At 66.7% G+C, this 16,818-nt stretch carries 10 protein-coding genes; 4 read left to right on the forward strand and 6 right to left on the reverse strand.

The features are described from left to right. Positions 1–63: 63 nt before the first annotated feature. The 6 genes from AN936_RS22145 to AN936_RS22170 form a co-directional block, all read right to left on the reverse strand. Complete coding sequence (locus AN936_RS22145) at positions 64–1,392, reverse strand: amino acid permease (RefSeq protein WP_084758595.1); 1,329 nt, start codon at positions 1,390–1,392, stop codon at positions 64–66. A gap of 4 nt (positions 1,393–1,396) precedes the next feature. After that, on the reverse strand, positions 1,397–3,886 hold the full coding sequence (locus tag AN936_RS22150; protein WP_054589973.1) for a TonB-dependent receptor: 2,490 nt from the start codon (positions 3,884–3,886) through the stop codon (positions 1,397–1,399). Between the two features lie 183 nt (positions 3,887–4,069). Then, positions 4,070–5,611 (reverse strand): tetratricopeptide repeat-containing sulfotransferase family protein, encoded by a 1,542-nt coding sequence (locus AN936_RS22155; RefSeq protein ID WP_084758677.1) that lies wholly within the window; start codon positions 5,609–5,611, stop codon positions 4,070–4,072. A gap of 59 nt (positions 5,612–5,670) precedes the next feature. Then, positions 5,671–7,296 (reverse strand): DsbA family protein, encoded by a 1,626-nt coding sequence (locus tag AN936_RS22160; RefSeq protein ID WP_054589974.1) that lies wholly within the window; start codon positions 7,294–7,296, stop codon positions 5,671–5,673. Between the two features lie 55 nt (positions 7,297–7,351). After that, positions 7,352–8,755 (reverse strand): M48 family metalloprotease, encoded by a 1,404-nt coding sequence (locus tag AN936_RS22165; protein WP_054590500.1) that lies wholly within the window; start codon positions 8,753–8,755, stop codon positions 7,352–7,354. A gap of 204 nt (positions 8,756–8,959) precedes the next feature. Continuing rightward, the gene (locus AN936_RS22170) at positions 8,960–11,623 is read right to left on the reverse strand and encodes an Rne/Rng family ribonuclease (RefSeq protein ID WP_173585679.1); all 2,664 of its coding nucleotides are present in this window, start codon (positions 11,621–11,623) and stop codon (positions 8,960–8,962) included. 662 nt (positions 11,624–12,285) lie between these two features. Between AN936_RS22170 and AN936_RS22175 the strand changes: the two genes are divergently transcribed. From AN936_RS22175 to AN936_RS22190, 4 genes are all read left to right on the forward strand, one after another. After that, a complete protein-coding gene (locus AN936_RS22175) occupies positions 12,286–13,497 on the forward strand; it encodes an N-acetylmuramoyl-L-alanine amidase (protein ID WP_234715686.1) in 1,212 nt (403 codons plus the stop codon). 248 nt (positions 13,498–13,745) lie between these two features. After that, on the forward strand, positions 13,746–14,999 hold the full coding sequence (locus tag AN936_RS22180) for a D-arabinono-1,4-lactone oxidase (RefSeq protein WP_054589976.1): 1,254 nt from the start codon (positions 13,746–13,748) through the stop codon (positions 14,997–14,999). Continuing rightward, complete coding sequence (locus AN936_RS22185) at positions 14,996–16,141, forward strand: DSD1 family PLP-dependent enzyme (protein ID WP_054589977.1); 1,146 nt, start codon at positions 14,996–14,998, stop codon at positions 16,139–16,141. Before AN936_RS22180 ends, AN936_RS22185 begins: the two co-directional genes overlap by 4 nt. Next, positions 16,138–16,764 (forward strand): TetR/AcrR family transcriptional regulator, encoded by a 627-nt coding sequence (locus tag AN936_RS22190; protein ID WP_149037752.1) that lies wholly within the window; start codon positions 16,138–16,140, stop codon positions 16,762–16,764. Before AN936_RS22185 ends, AN936_RS22190 begins: the two co-directional genes overlap by 4 nt. The last annotated feature ends 54 nt before the right edge of the window (positions 16,765–16,818 follow it).

Raw genomic sequence — 16,818 nt, forward strand, 5'->3', positions numbered from 1 at the left:
AAGCCCGACTCCCGGGCCAGTGGGATCGCGCCGATAGGCGATTCTGCTTCGCGGAGCAAGGTTTCAGGTGGCGGCGGGCCGCGCGCGCCGCATCACAAGATAGATCGGCAGGCCCGCGACGGTCATCGCCAGACTGTACAGCGTCGGCTCCAGTCCTGCGCCGTAAAAGGCCCAGCAGACATAAGCGATCCCCGCCAGCGTCAGCAGAACGAACGCCGGCGACATGTGGAAACGCCCTTCGTTCCGGAATTTCAGCGCCGCCAGCGCGCCGATCAGGTAGAAGATGATCGTCGTCGAGGTCGTCACCAGCATCATGAAATTGAACAGTTCGGCGAGGCCGCGGCTATAATTGGCATAGACGATGAGCGTCGCGAGCATTGCGGCGAGCAACAGGCTCCAGTGCGGGACACCGTGCCGGTTGTCGGTCCCGAAAGCGCGTGGGACCAGGCCGCGGTGCGCGAGGTCGCGCGGCAGCTCGCCGGCCAGCAGGACAAAGCCGTTGAGCGCGCCGAGCGCCGCTACGGCCGCCAGGACGGCTGCGGCGGTGCCTGCCTCGGGGCCAATGAAATGGCTAAAAAAAGTGGGGAAGGGCGCGATCGACGCGGCGACCACCTCCGACGGGAGCAGCATCGTGACCGCGGTGCAGGCGAGCAGATAGAGCAGGCCCGTCGCGACCATGCCGATCATCGTTGCGCGCGGCACGGTACGCTCGGGATCCGATACCCGGTCGCCCGCTGCCAGCGCGCTTTCAAAACCCAATAGCGCAAACAGGGTGAAGGTCGCGGCATGGCCGATGCCTGCCAGACTGACCGGCTCGGTGCCCTGCATCGACGGCAATGCGCTGTCTCCGGCCGCGAGCCACCACAGCGCGATGGCGATCGCGCCGAACAGCAGCAGCAGTTTCAGGATCAGCGTCACGACTTGCATCCCGCCCGCCTTGCGGACGCCGAGCAGGTTGACGAAGGTGAAGAACCATACGAAGGCGATGGCGAGCAGCGCCGCTGCCGACCCGCCGCCGTTCAGCGACGGATAGATGATCGCAAGATTGCGGACGGCCGCGACCGCCAGCGTCGCGTTGGTCACCCAACAACTGATCCAAAAGCTCCAGGCCACGACAAAACCCGTCGCGGGGCCGAACGCCGCCGCCGCATAGGTGTAGGCACCGCAGCCACCCGGCAGATATCGCGCGAGGCGTGCGAAGACCAGCGCGAGGCACAGCGTGCCCCCGATGGTCGCGAGCCAGCCGAGCGCGGCATTCCAGCCGAGCGGTGCCAGCGAGCTGGGCAGGAGGAACACGCCCGAGCCGATCATGTTGCCCATGACCAGCGCAACGCACATCAAAAGGCCGAGCTTTTCGCCCGGCCTTTCGCTGTTGGCGACGGTGGAACTCACCCGATCAGAACTTGGCGCCCAGCCGCGCCCCGAAGGTCTGGGGCGTGCTCACCAGCACCTGCGGCCTGCCGTCGCACTGGCCGCAGTTCGAATAGCGCGCCAGCTGGGCGCGTTCGTCGAAGGCGTTCTGCAGGAACAGCTCGAAGCTGTACATGCTCCAGTCGAAGCCAACCGCGAAGTCGACCGTCGTCGATCCCTTGATCCGCCCGAGCGCATTCGCCGTCGCGACGCGGATGTCGGGAGTCGCCGAACTGCGATGCGCGATCACCGATTGCAGGTGCAATTCGCCCGGACCCACCGGGAAAGCATAGCGCACCGTTGCGTTGCCGTTGAATTTCGGCGTCACCGGCAATCGTGTACCCGCCGGGGCGGCAATCGAATTGCCGGCATCGGTACATTGATAGGTCGGATCGTCGATGTCGCAGAGATTATTTTTGGTCTTGGCATCGGTGTAGGAGGCCGCAGCGGTGATCGTCAGGCCCTGGGTCGGCCGGATGTTGACGTCGGCCTCGACGCCGCGAATGCGGGCATTCGGTCCGTTGTGGATTTCGGTGAAGCTGTTTTCGCCGAGGAAGGAGAATTGGAACCGCTTCCATTCCTGCTGATAGATGGCGGCGTTGAACCGCACCAGCCCGTCGGCGAGCGTCGATTTGAAGCCGATCTCGTAATTGGTCAGGAAGTCGGCGGCATAGGGCGCGATCGTCGAGCGGCGGTTGATCCCGCCGGGGCGGAAACCGCGCGACCAGGTACCATAGACCATCAGGTCGTCGTTGGGCTTCCACGTCAGATTGAGCCGGTGGGTGAAGCCCGTGTCCTTCGTCCGCTTCGGGACCAGCTTGCCATCCACATAGTCGGCAAGGTTGGTGCACGGCCCGCCGGGAACGACGGCCGGCAAAAGCTCGCGCGAACTGCTGTAGGTGTCGGTGTCGCGGTCGTAGAGGCGCTCGCCTGCCGTGGTGTAGCATTGCGCGACGCCCGTCCGGTTGCTGCCCGCGGCGTTGGGCGGCGAATCCTCGAAACCGTTGCCGGGATTGCGCCCGAAGCCGAAGAAACCGATCAGACTGTTGTCGAACTTGTAATAGCGGCCGCCGCCGGTCAGTGTCAGCGTCGGGGTGATGTCGAAACTCGCCTCGCCGAACGCGGCATAGTCGCGGTCGACGCGCTTTTGCAGGGTCAACCACAGCGTGCCGGGGCGGCCGTTGACCGACAGATCGTCGGCAAGGCCGGGAATCTTGTAATCCTGGAAAATCCGGTTGCTCTGGCGCTGGTAGAACAGCCCGGCAACGACGCGGAAACGCTCGTCCTGCGGCGACGAAATGCGCAATTCCTGGCTCAGCTTGCGGAAATGGTCGGTACCGATGATGAACTGGCGCGGGTCGATGGTGTTGCCCGCATTGTCCTGGATATAGAAATAGCCGGCCAGCCCGCCATAATCGGCATAGAGTGCGTCATAGGCTTCGGAATAGTCGGTGTAATCGTTGATCTGATACGCTTTGCGGTCGAGATAGGCGCCCGCGTAGGTGAGGTCGAAATTGCCGATCTTGCCCTCGATCGTCAGCGCCGCCTGGATGAATTTGTCGGTGCGCTTGTCGGGATAGAAGCGCTGCGTCTGCAAATCGCCGACGCGCGGATCCTGCGAGAAGGTGCCGTTGCTCTTCTGCTTCTGATAGAGGACGGTCGGGGTGACGGTCCAATTGTCGTCAAGATCGACCTTCAGCGCGGCGCGGCCGCCATAGATTTCGGCGTCGTTGAAATTCTTTTTGACGAAATCGTCGTTGTCCACCGTGATCCCGCCGGGGTTCGGCAGGAACGAGCGGGTGCCGGGGACATTGTCGATATAGCCGGCGTCCTTCTGGTACCAGCCGACGATACGCACCGCCGCCATCTCGCTGATCGGTGCGTTGATCATGCCTTCGAGCCGGCCGCCCATGCCGCCGCTCTTGACCGTGTTGAGTTCGCCGTCGACGCGGCCTTCGAAGCCCGAGGTGTCGGGCTTGTTGGTGATGATGCGGATCGTCCCCGCCTGCGACGAGGCGCCGTAGAGCGTGCCCTGCGGCCCCGCGAGCGATTCGATGCGGGCGATGTCATAGACATGGACGTCGAGCGTGCCGCCGATCGTCGTCACCGGCTGTTCGTCGAGATAGACGCCGACGCTGGGCAGCGAGCCCGAATGGTTGCCGTCGCCGCCGCTGGCGACGCCGCGCATATAGACGGTGGTGACGCCCGGCTGGCTCGACTGGAAGGAGACGCTGGGCAGGAGTTTCGAAAAGTCCTGGAAATTGGCGACGTTGAGCTGGTCGAGCTTGCGCGTTCCCAGCGCCTGGATGCTGATCGGCACATCCTGAAGATTCTCTTCGCGCTTTTGCGCGGTGACGACGATTTCGTCGTCATTTCCGGTATCGGCGGCTTCCTGCGCGAGGAGCGGTGTGGACGACAGGACGCTGCTGGACAGCGATGTCAAGAGCAAAGCGCGGCAAGAAAAACGTACCGACATAATATCCCCCTGCTGACCGCGCGCCGATGGTCCAGCGTCGCGACAGGGGCGAGGTTTCAACTATTTCGGGCCGTCGTCAATCGACGCTGAAGGTTCGGACGGAGGGCGCGGGCGGTTTCCGGTGCAACTATGACAAAATTGCCACAATCGGTGCCGATACCCGCGCCGACGCACACAAGGATGCTAGGGTGCGTCCGGATATTGCGCGAGAATGGGGCCCAGCGCATCTTTCAGCGGCTGGAGCCACGGCTCCATCATTCGCCATTGGCCGACGCCGTCGCTGTTGATCGGGCGCCGCACCTGTTCCGAGCTCGCGGTGCGCACCGCGCGCGCGTTGGTATGGAAGGCGAGGCACGCTTCCTCGAAAGGCAGGCCGAGATAAGCGAGCAGCGCGCGCACTTCGCCCTCAAGGTCGTCGATCAGCCGTTCGTGGATGACGCGGTGGATGCGGCCGGGCAGCACGGCGTCGAAATGACCCGCCAGATCGACATAGTCGGCATAATAGCGCCCCATGTCGGTGAGGCTGTAACTGAAGAGCTGACCGCGCGCGAAATGCTGTTTGAAGTTGGAAAAACAGCAGTCCAGCGGATGGCGGCGCGCGTCGATGATCTTCGCGTTCGGCAGGATCAGGTGGATGAAGCCGATGTGCAGCCAGTTGTTCGGCAGCTTGTCGATATAGAAGGGCTTGCCGCTTTTGCGCTGGACCTGCGTGTCGCGCAGATATTCCTCGCTGAGCGCGCGGGCGTCGGCGGCCGACAGCCTGGCGATCCCGCCGGCGTTGCGCGCCTTCATCGCGAGCTTGGGGATGTCGGGCAGTTCCATCGTGCCTTCGACCAGCGAATGGCTCGCCAATATCTGTTCGATCAGCGTCGATCCGGCGCGCGGCATGCCGACGATGAAGATCGGATCGGGCGCCTCGGCGCCGAAGTCGCGGCGCGCCGCGAAGAAATCGAGGGAATAAAGTTCCTTGGCATGGTCGACCGCGGCGCGCGTCTGATCGGCGTCATAGTCGATCAGCGCCTTGCGGAGTGCATTGCCCTCGGCATAGTGGCCGAACGCCGCCTCGGCCTGCTTGCGGTCTTCATGGGCCTTGCCGAGCGCAAAATGGAGATGGAAGCGGTCCTCGGCGGCGAGATCGTCGCGGGCGAGCGCGGCCAGCATCGCCGTGACGTCGGCATCGTCGAAGGCGACGGTCTTGAGGTTGGCGAGACTCCACCAGACCTCGCCGAGCGCGGGCGCCAGCGACAGCGCGCGGCGATAGGCGGCGACCGCGTCGGCTTGGCGACCGACCGTCTTCAGCATATGCGCGTAGGACATCCAGATTTTCGGCTGTCTGGTCGCGGTGGCGAGGATCTGCTCATAAAGCTCGAGCGCCTCGTCGAATTCGCCGACGCGTCCCAGCGCCGCGGCCTTGAGATTGGCATTGCCGAGGTTGCCGGGATCGACGCGTTGCAGATGCTCGAGCTCCGCGACCGCTTCGGCGGAGCGGCCTTGGCGGTGGAGTACCGTAGCAAGGTTCGAGCGCGCGGCGAGGAAATCGGGAGCGATTTCGAGCGCCCGCCTGAGCAGATTTTCGGCATCGCGATAGCGCTCGATCCGGCCTGCGAGTTCGGCGAGCATGCGGATCGCGGCGACGTCAAACGGGTCGCGCTTCAGCCGCGCCTTCAGGAGCGGCTCGGCGTCGTGGAGCCGCCCCTCGTACAGCGCGAGCGCGGCCTCCAGCATCTCGGGATCGGCCTGCCCCCGCGCGATCGCTTGCTGCGCCGGATCGAGCGTCGCCAAGCTCAGCCCTTCGCCTTGCGCGCCTTGGCGATCGCCTGCCGCAGCGCGTCATAGCCGACCTGGCCCTGGAAAAGCTGGTCGCCGACGACCCAGGTCGGGGTGGCGTTGAGCTGGAGCTGCGTCGCGATCGCGAGGTTGCTGTCGAGTTCGCGCTGGAACAGCGCCTCGTTCGCGGTCGCGTCGGCGCTGCCGTCGGTGACCACGCCGACCTTTTCGGCGGCCGCCGCGATCGCCGCCTTGTCGAGCGACGGGCTGGCGAACATCGCGTGGTGGAAGGCATCATATTTGCCCTGCCGCGCCGCGGCGAGCGCCATCAGCGCCGCATCGCGGCTTTGCGGGGCGATGATCGGCAGTTCGCGGAAAACGACCTTCAGCCGCTTGTCCTCGCGGATCAGCCGGTCGACGTCGGGCACACTCGCGCGGCAGAAGCCGCAGGCATAGTCGGTGAACACGACGAGGGTGACGTCGCCATTGGCATTCCCCGCCCATGCGCCGGCATAAGGCTTTTCGAGCGCCGGGCGGATCGCGTCGACTGCCTTGGCCACTTCGCGGCCGCGCTGCGCTTCGAGCGCTTCGGGAATGATCTGCGGGTTCGCCTTGATATAGTCGGCAACGATCGTTTCGACCTCGCTCTTGCCCAGTCCGCCGCCGAAGCGGCCGCCGAGCCAGAAGGCGAAGGCGAGGAGGACGATGCCCGCCAGCGCGACAAGCCCCGTCCGTCCGGACACTCCATCCATTCCCGTCCCCCTGACTTGCGGCAATTTCGATGCCGCCATCGCCTTGCTGGCGGCCGGTTTCGCGGCGGGGCGCACATGCGGCGTGCGGTCGTCGGCGTCGGGCGCCGCGGCCGCGCTTTTGACGTCCTTCGCCGGTGCAGGCGCGGGCGCCAGCGCCGGTTCGCTGGCGAACAGCGGCAGGTCGGGGGCGGCCGGCGCCGCAGGCTCGGCGGCGCGCGCCGCAGCTTCTTCGCGGGCGAGCAATTGTTCGAGCCCCGACGGCGGCGGCGCGGGCTCTTCGCGCGGGGCGGGGCGCAGCTTGGTCGCGGCTTCGCCGATGCTGCCGATGAGGCTTTCGCTGCCCGCTTTCGCGGCCTGCTCGATCCCGGCCTTGGTCTTCCCGGCGACCTCGCCGAGTCCGCGGCCGGCGTCGCTCGAAATTTTGGCGACCTTTTCGCCGAGCGCCATCTTCTGCCACGCTTGGCTGCCGGTATCGGCAGTCGCCCGCGCGGCGCGCGCCGAGCCTTTGCCGATCGCGCGGGCGGTGCGGCCGGCGGCGCGGCCGCTGCGTTCGGCGAGTTCGCGCGAGCGTCGCGGGATTTCCATCGCCTCGACGCGCGCCGGGATGTCGGCGCGGTCGCCGACGCGGATCGTCCAGTCGGCAAAGGCGCCGGCGCCGGTGCGGATCGCCTGCCACAGGCTCGCGGCGCCGGCTTTCAGATGATCGGCGGTCGCGGCCTCGCGCGCCGGACGCTCGCGGGCCGGATATTGGGTCAGGTCGATGCCGACCGGCGGCACGTCCTTCGGCTTCGCGAGGCCGGCGTCGGGCTCGGGCGGCGCGCCGTGCGGCGCGGCACCCGGCGCCGGGTCGCGCAGCCACGGCTGGTAATAATCGTCCTTCTTGTCAGTCACTTGTCGCCCTTATGCATCGATATCCGCGATGCTTCCCCATATTCTTCACGCGAATCTAACGCCGTTTGCGCTCGCGTTCCACCTCGGCGCGAGCGACCAGCGAAATATCCTGTGCACGAATCCAGTCGGACGAACCCTCGGGCAGGCCCTGCAACGCGGTCTCGGCATTACGCAGCGCAAGCGCCGCCTGTCCACCCTCGAGCTGATAGCGTTCCGCCGAGGCGAGCGCGGCGCGCGCCTGATCGCCCTTGTTCGCATAGACGATGCCGAGTTGGTACCAGGCAAAGGGATTCTGGTTGTCGAGAGCGACCGCGGTCCTCAGCACCTGTTCGGCCTCGGCATAGTTGGCGGGGTCTTCGGTCGCGATCAGCGCGTGGCCGAGCGTCGCGCTGATCAGCGGCTGCGAGCGCGAATTCTTGACCGCCTTGCGCAGCGCCGGGATCGCTTCCTTGGGATGCCCCGATTCGAGCAGCACCTGCCCTTCGAGTTCGAGGAAATAGGGGTCTTCGGGGTTCGTCGCGAGCAATCCCTCGACCTCGCCGAGCGCCTTTTGCGGATAGGCGCTCTTGTGCCAGGCATAGGCGCGGGCATAGCGCGCCGGGATGCTGGTGTTGGTTTCGGGGAATTTGCGCAGCGTCCGGTCGGGGTCGGCGATATAGCCCGAAAGCTTCGCTTTGATCCGCTGGAAGCGCGCCTCGATCCGCGGGTCTGCGGGCTTCTCCCATGCGGGGTCGATCACATAGACTTCGCGCAGCGTCTGGATGCGGTCGCCCGACATCGGGTGGGTGCGGCCATAGGCCTGATCGTCGTCCTGTTTGACCCCGTAACGGAATTCGAGATTCTGGAGCTTCTTGAAAAAGGCGAGGCTGCCGCGCCCGCTGATCCCGGCTTTCGACAGATATTGCGCGCCCGCCGCATCGGCGGTCGATTCCTGGACGCGGGTGAAGGCGAGGAACTTGCCGAGCGCGGCCTGCTGCCCCGCCATCATCACCCCCATACCCGCTTCGCCGGCGCCCGCGGCAATCGCGGCGGCGCCGAGCAACAGGCTGACGAGCGAGATGCCGGTTGCCGTCTTGGCGCCGTCGTTGACCCGGATCGCGTGGCCGCCCATCACATGGCCGAGCTCGTGCGCCAGCACGCCTTGCACCTCTTCGGCGCTGTCGGCGGCTTCGATCAGGCCGCTGAAGACATAGATGTCCTGGCTGCCGGCGACGAAGGCGTTGATGCTGCGGTCGCCGAGCAGGTGGACGCGCACCTGTCCGCGCTGCAATCCCGCGGCGAGCAGCAGCGGGTCCATCATGTCCTGGAACAGCGCCTCGGTCTCGGCGTCGCGGAGGATCGACTGCGCCGCCGCCGGGCGCATCGCGACGGCGAACATCGCGAGCAGGGTCAGGAGGATACGAAAAAGCGGACGCCATGCGTCCGCCCGATACGCGAGGGGCGGCGGGAAAGCGGTCATCCCCGCCTGTCTTGCGCTGCGCGCCTGAACCTCGACTGAAGCCATGCCGCTATTATTGGCGGCGGGCGGGCGCGGGCGCAAGGCCAACAATATGAAGTCATCCCGGCGCAGGCCGGGATCTCAACGGTGCGTTAAACGCCAGGTCGAGATCCCGGCCTACGCCGGGATGACTATATTAGAACGGAAATCGGCGCTCTTTAATGCTTAGTTGCCGAAGGTGCGTTGCCACCAGCCGCGACGCGGTTCGCCGTCGCTGCCTTCGCCTTGCTCGTCGCCATTGGCGGCGACCGGCTCGGCTTCGCGCGCCGCGGGCGCTTCCACTGCCGCTTCGGGTGCGGCCTCCGCGGCCACCGCCTTCTTGGCGCGGCTGGCGCGCTTCTTCGGCGCGGGCTTGGCGGCTTCGGCTTCCGCCTCGGGGGCGGCTTCCGCCGTCACCTCAGGGGCCGGGGCGGCGGCTTCGGCTTCGGCCGCAGCCTTGGTGGCCTCGGTTTCGGCCTTGGTCTTGCGCGGCGCGCGCTTGCGCTTCGGCTTTTCCTCGGGCGCCGGCGCCGCTTCGACGACCGGCTCGACGATTTCGGCTACCGTCTCGGCCGTCTCGGCTTCGGCGGCCGGTTCGGCAGCCTCGGCCTCGTCGCCCTTGGGCTTGCGTCCGCGTCCGCCACGGCGCCGGCGTGGCTTGGCCTCGGCCTCTTCGGCCTCGGCGGCGACCGGTTCTGCCTCGGTCTCGGCCGGCGCATCGGTGTCGGCCGCGTCGTCCTGCGTCTCGCCGTCGTCCTCGTCAGCCTGCTCGCCTTGCTCACCGGCTTCGCTGCCCTCGTCGTCGCGGCGGCCGCGACGGCCACGGCGGCGGCGGCGGCGGCGCTTGCGGCCATCGCCTTCGTCGCCGTCCTGGCCTTCGGGGCGTTCGCGGCGCGCCGGACGGGCCTCGGCCTGCTCCTCGCTGGCTTCGTCTTCCTCGTCCTCTTCGACGAACTCTTCGTCTTCCTCTTCCTCGATCGGGGCGATCGGGGCGAAACTGCGGCGGGCGACCGGCGGCGGGCCGCCGACCTCGATCGCCATCCGCGCGCCTTCGGTCTCGCCGTCGGGCAGGATTTCGACGTCGACGCCGTAAAGTTCCTCGATCTCGCGCAGCTCGCGGCGCTTTTCGTTGAGGAGGTAGAAGGTCGCTTCCTGGCTCGCGCGCAGGGTGATCTTGCTGCCCTTGCCGCGCGCGGCTTCTTCCTCGATCAGGCGCAGCGCGCTGAGGCCCGCCGACGAGGCGGTGCGGACGAGGCCGGTGCCTTCGCAATGCGGGCAGGGACGCGTCGAAGCTTCGAGCACGCCGGTGCGCAGGCGCTGGCGGCTCATCTCCATCAGGCCGAAGCCCGAGATGCGGCCGACCTGGATGCGCGCGCGGTCGTTCTTCAGCGCATCCTTCATCGCGCGCTCGACCTTGCGGACGTTTGAGCCATGATCCATGTCGATGAAGTCGATCACAACGAGCCCGGCCATGTCGCGGAGGCGAAGCTGGCGGGCGATTTCGTGCGCCGCCTCAAGGTTGGTGCTGAGCGCGGTCTGCTCGATATTATGCTCGCGCGTCGACCGGCCCGAGTTGATGTCGATCGACACCAAAGCCTCGGTCGGGTTGATTACCAGATAACCGCCCGATTTCAATTGGACGACGGGATTGAGCATCCCCGCGAGCTGGTCCTCGACGCCATAGCGCTGATAGAGCGACACCGGATCGGCATATTGCTTCACGCGCCGCGCGTGACTCGGCATCAGCAATTTCATGAATTGCTTCGCGGCCTTATAGCCCTCGTCGCCCTCGACGAGCACTTCTTCGATATCCTTGTGATAGATATCGCGGATCGCGCGCTTGACGAGGTCGCTGTCCGAATGGATCAGCGCCGGCGCCGAGCTGCCCAACGTATTCTCGCGAATCTCGTCCCACAGGCGGGCAAGATAGTCGAAGTCGCGCTTGATCTCGACCTTGGTGCGGCTCATCCCCGCGGTGCGGACGATGCAGCCCATTGTCGGCGGCAGCGCGAGTTCGTCGATCATCGCCTTCAATTTGCGGCGATCGGCGCCGTTCGAAATCTTGCGGCTGATCCCGCCGCCGTGCATCGTGTTCGGCATCAGCACGCAATAGCGGCCGGCGAGCGACAGATAGGTGGTGAGCGCGGCGCCCTTGTTGCCGCGTTCTTCCTTGACGACCTGGACCAGCATCACCTGACGGCGACGGATGACGTCCTGGATCTTGTAGCGGCGGCGCAGCGACATGCGGTTTTCGCCGTCTTCGTCGTCGCCCCGGCGCCCGCGTCCGCGGCCACCCTTGCGGTTGTTACCCCGGCCACGTCCACGGCCCCGACGGTCGCTGCGGCCTTCGCCATTTCCTTCCCGGCCCTCTTCCGAGCCTTCTGCGGCATCGCCATTGTCGTCGCGATCATCATGGTCGTCGTGCCCATCGTCGTGATCGTCACGGTCGTCATCGCGATCGGCGCGGTTGTCGCCATTGTCGTCGTCATGATATTCGACGTCGGCGACATCGCCTTCGAGCTCGTCGAGGTCTTCCTCGGCGCGCTGCGCGGCGGCGGCGGCGTGCTCGGCCTCTTCGCGGAGCAGCGCGTCGCGGTCTTCCTTCGGAATCTGGTAATAATCGGGGTGGATTTCGCTGAACGCGAGGAAGCCGTGGCGATTGCCGCCATATTCGACGAACGCCGCCTGCAGCGACGGTTCGACACGGGTGACCTTGGCCAGATAGATATTGCCCTTGAGCTGCTTGTGCTCGGCGGACTCGAAATCAAACTCCTCGATGCGGTTTCCCTTGGTGACGGCGACCCGGGTTTCTTCCCGGTGCCGCGCGTCGATCAACATGCGCGTGGTCATTATAAACACTCCAAGCGCGCTTCAGCGCGCCATCAAAAAATCCCGCAAACCTCCCCGAGGGAAGGCCGCGGCGGATACGGGTGAAAAGAAAAAAGACGTTATTGCCGAAAGGAGCCTGCGTCCGGTCCTGGACGCGCATGCGGTCTTCAAATCCGGCGACGGCCGGGGCGAAAGCGCCCGCGTCGGGATATGAAGAGGGCATGGCAAGCCTCATGCGGCATCAACCTGGTTAGCGGGATGAGCAGGCAGCGAAGCGAATCTGTCGTTTCACCGACCGGTCACCCGGGTGAACTGGCGGCAGGTTGCCATTCCCCGTCTGTCCGGCACCAGGGCTGCAGCGTTCCCGCACGTTCGCAGGATCGGCGCCTTTCCCCTCAAAAGGCCGGACGGAACCGGAAAGGGCACCGTCAGTGGTGGCCGTGCTAGCATCGGCATCACCGCGCCGCAACCACCACCACCCGACAAAGATGGTATCGCCGACGACTGTTGCAATAATGCCCATGCGGCAGATCATGCTGAATTGGCTGTTAACCCTGCCGGTTGACGCCGGTTTGACGCGCCTTGGCTAACGCAGGCTTCATCTTGTTGTGCGGCCAGGGGCCTGACCCGTTATGTTTAATAAGCGCTGGACCATAGCTCGCCCGCGGCGGCATAACCGTGCCATGGGCGTCGCGATTGTCCTTCTGACCATGCTGCTGAACCCCGCGAGCGCGCTTGCGGGAACGATCGGCGCGGTCGAGATCGGAGATTCGGACGTGACGGTGCGTTTCGACGACCTTGTCGCCGGTGCATCGACCTTCATCCTCGCCGGACCCGACCGCATCGCGCTTGATATCGCGGGCGCCCAACCGGGCCGCGCCGGCGATGGCGCGGGTCTTGTCCGCGCGGTGCGGCAGGGCCGGCAGGATGCGGGAACGCGCGTCGTGCTCGACCTCGCGCAGCCGGCAATTGTTTCGGGCGCGCGCTTCGCCGCCGACGGGCGCAGCCTGACCTTTCATCTCCGCCCGGTGTCGGCGAGCGAGTTCGAGCGCGCGGCGCGCGGTCCGCGGACCGAGTTGCAACCGCCCGCGCAGTTCCGCGCCAAACCGCCCGAAAAGCGCTACAGCGTCACCGTCCCGATCGGCCAGCCGAAGCCGGCGCTGCCGCTGCCCGCGATTCAGGGCCCCGACAACAGCCGCCTGCCGCTCGTCGTCATCGATGCCGGGCACGGCGGGCACGATCCGGGTGCGATCAGCCCGCACAGCGGCAAGCGCGAGAAGGACATCACTCTCGCGCTCGCGCGTGCGATCCGCGACGATCTGATCGCCAGCGGGCGCGTCCGCGTCGCGCTGACACGCTCGGACGACCGTTATCTGGTGCTCGAGGAACGTTACGGCATCGCGCGGCGGCTGAAGGCCGATCTGTTCATTTCGGTCCACGCCGACGCGGCCGAGAATCAGGAAGCGCGCGGCGCGTCGGTCTATACTTTGTCCGAAGTTGCCTCCGACCGCGAGGCGGCGCGGCTTGCGGCGCGCGAGAACAAGGCGAATATCATCAACGGCGTCGATCTCGGCGCGCACAGCAGCGACGTGTCGTCGATCCTCCTCGACCTGACGCAGCGCGAGACGATGAATGTCGCCTCCGACTTCGCCCGCCTGCTCCAGCGCGAGGCGGCGGACGACGTCAAATTCCGCTCGACCGCGCATCGCTTCGCCTCCTTCGTGGTGCTGAAGGCGCCCGACACGCCGTCGGTGCTGTTCGAGACGGGGTTCATCTCGAACAAGGACGATTCGGAATTTCTGGCATCGTCGGCGGGCCAGAAAAAGGTCGCGCGCGGCGTGCGCGACGCGGTGCAAATCCATTTCGCCCGCCAGATCGCGTCGCTGGGGCGCTGACGTCTGGGTTGGGTGAGAGCTGCCCTTCAAATCTCGTCATGCTGAACTTGTTTCAGCATCCATGGCCTGAACTCGAATTTGGCGCAGCGTCGAAGCAAACGACAGACCATGGATCCTGAAACAAGTTCAGGATGACGATGAAAGAGACGGCAGCTTCCGGCCGAAAACCCGACATCAGCGATAAAATATAGTCTTGACTATCTTTATTCCGCCCGACAGCCTCTCCAAACGGACTGGAGGAGGATCGCATGGGCTGGAGCAACTGGTCGGGCAGCGTTTCGGCGCCCGCGGCGGTGGTGCGTCCGCAAAGCGACGATGAACTCGCATCGCTGGTCCGCAGCGCGCGCAAGGTGCGCGCGGTGGGTGCGGGGCACAGTTTCATGCCGCTCTGCGAATCGGATGAGCTGATTGTCAGCCTGGAAGAACTGCCGGGCCAAATCCGCATCGCTGCCGACCGGCTGAGCGCGCGCGTTCCTGCCGGCTGGTCTATCAGGCGCCTGACCGCGGCACTGTGGGAGGAGGGGCTGTCGCTTGCCAACCAAGGCGACGTCAATCCGCAGTCGCTCGCCGGCGCGATAGCGACCGGCACCCACGGCACCGGGGCCACGCTGGGTTCGCTATCGACGATGGCGCGCGGTTTCCGCCTGATCGGCGCCGACGGCGAAGCGCGCTGGTGCGACCGCGCGGCCAACCCCGACCTGTTCGAGGCGCAGCGGCTGTCGCTCGGCCTGTTCGGCATCGCGACCGAAATCGACGTCGCGGTGGTGCCCGCCTATCACCTCGCCGAGCGGATCGAGAAGCGCCGCTGGGCCGAGGTGCGCGAGGCCTATGACGAATGGGCGGGCGCGCAGCGGCACATCGAATTCTGGTTCTTTCCGCACAGCGACGATGTGATCCTGAAGACGCTCACCCCCTGCGATCCGTGCGACCCGCCGCCGACGACGACCGACATGGACGAAAGCGCCTTTCGCCGCGTGCTCGACATCGCGGCGCGTTTTCCCTTCCTCACCCCGTGGCTCCAGCGCGCGATGATGCGGACGCGCTTCGACGGCCACCGCCGCGGCCCGGCGCACAATATCTTCCCGTCCGACCGGACCTTGCGGTTCGAGGAGATGGAATATGAACTGCCGCGCGGCGTCGGGCTGGCGGCGCTCGACGAGGTCGTGGGCTGGATTCGCCGCAAGCGGCTGCCGGTCACCTTCCCGTTCGAATATCGCACCGTCGCCGCCGACGATATCTGGATGAGCCCGATGAACGCCGGGCCGGTCGCCGCGATTTCGATGCACCAATATGCGAAAATACCCTGGCAGCGGCTGTTCGCCGAGGCCGAGGCGATCTTTCGCGGCGCCGGCGGGCGTCCGCACTGGGCGAAGCGCCACACGCTGAACCGCGCCGATGTCGAGGCGCTCTATCCGATGGCAGGCCGCTTCGGCGCCGTCCGCCGCGCCGCCGACCCCTCGGGAAAATTCCTCAACCCGCACCTCGAAAGCCTGTTCGCATGACCACCGACCGCGACCTCCACGCCCATCTGATCGGCCGGCAGGGGAGCCGCGCCGACCTCAACACCCCGGTGCTCGTTCTCGACGTCGAGGCGCTCGACCGCAATATCGCCGCCATGGCCGGGCTCGCGGCACAGCACGGCGTCGCGCTGCGCCCGCATGCCAAGACGCACAAGAGCGTCGATATCGCGATGCGCCAGATCGGCGCCGGCGCGGCGGGCGTCTGCTGCGCCAAGATCGGCGAGGCCGAGGTGCTTGCCGCCGGCGGGGTAACCGGCGTGCTGATCACCTCGCCGGTCGCCGCGCCCGCCGCGATTGCCCGGCTGGCCGCGCTTGCGGGGCAGGCCGAGGGACTGATGGCGGTCGTCGACCATCCCGACGTCGCGGCGCGGATCGACGCGGCGCTGGCGGCGAACGGCGCGACGCTCGATATGATCATCGACATCGACCCGGGCATCGCGCGCACCGGCGTCGCTTCGGCCGCGGCGGCCGTGACGCTGGCGCAGGCGATCGCCGGGCTGCCCACCCTTCGTTATCGGGGGGTGCAATATTATTGCGGGTCGCAGCAGCATATCGAAAATTATGAGGAGCGCCGCGCGGCGATCGTCGAGCGCACCGCCTATCTGCAGGAGGTGATCGCGGCGCTCGGCGACGCCGGTTTCGCGCCTGAAATCGTCACCGGCGGCGGCACTGGGACGCACCGCATCGATCTCGACCTCGACGTCCTCACCGAACTCCAGACCGGCTCCTATGTCTTCATGGACAAGCAATATCTCGATTGCGACCTGACCGGCGATGGCGAGCCGCCGTTCGAGACCGCGCTAGGCGTCGACGCGCGCGTCGTCAGCGCGAATCATTCGGGGCTGGTGACGATCGACGCGGGGTTCAAGTCGCTGTCGACCGACGGCGGCGTCGCGGTGGTCCAACGCGGCGCGCCGGCTGGCGCCTTCTTCGCCTTCATGGGCGACGAGCATGCGGCGCTGATCGCCCCCGGCATCGGCACCGCGATGCAGCCCGGCGACCCGGTCAGCCTGACCGTGCCGCACTGCGACCCGACGGTGAATCTCTACGACAGCTATCATGTCGTTGCCGGCGAGACCTTGGTCGATATCTGGCCGGTGAGCGCGCGCGGGCGGGCGCGATGACACGCACGATGATGGGGGGCGCCCGCCGCTCGCCGCAACAGGCGCGCGCCCGGCAGACCCGCGAACGACTGCTCGACGTCGCGGGCGGCCTGCTCGCCGAGGTCGGGATCGAACGCGTGTCGACGAACCTCATCGCGGCGCGCGCCGGGCTGACCCCGCCCGCCCTCTATCGCTATTTCGGCGACAAATATGCGGTGCTCGAAGCGCTCGGGCGGCGGCTGATGGCGCGGCAGAATGCGGTGCTCGAAGCGTGGATCGCGCGCCATGCCGGCGGCGGCCTCGACGCGATGGCGGACCATATCGGCGACCTTCTCGCCGAAAACGCCGCGGTGACGCGCGCCGAACCGGGCGCGGTGTGGATCTTGCGCGCGCTGCACGCGACGCCGCGGCTGGTCCATGTCCGGCTCGAATCGCACCGCTATGTCACCGCGCGGCTTGCCGACGCCTGCGCGCGCCACCTCCCCGGCGCCGATCCCGAAACGCTCTGGCGACGGCTGCGGCTCGCGGTCGAACTCGGCTTTGCCGCCGACGAAATGCTCTATGAAGAGACGCGCGTCGCGCCCGACGCCGTGCTCGCCGATGCCGCGGCGATGCTGAGAGGGGTGTTGCGCGAGTTAGGATAGCCGATCGCCGCAAGCATGCTTCCCTTTCGGCGAAGCAGGCGATAGAGGCTGGCC

Source organism: Sphingopyxis macrogoltabida (assembly GCF_001307295.1).
GTDB lineage: Bacteria > Pseudomonadota > Alphaproteobacteria > Sphingomonadales > Sphingomonadaceae > Sphingopyxis > Sphingopyxis macrogoltabida_B.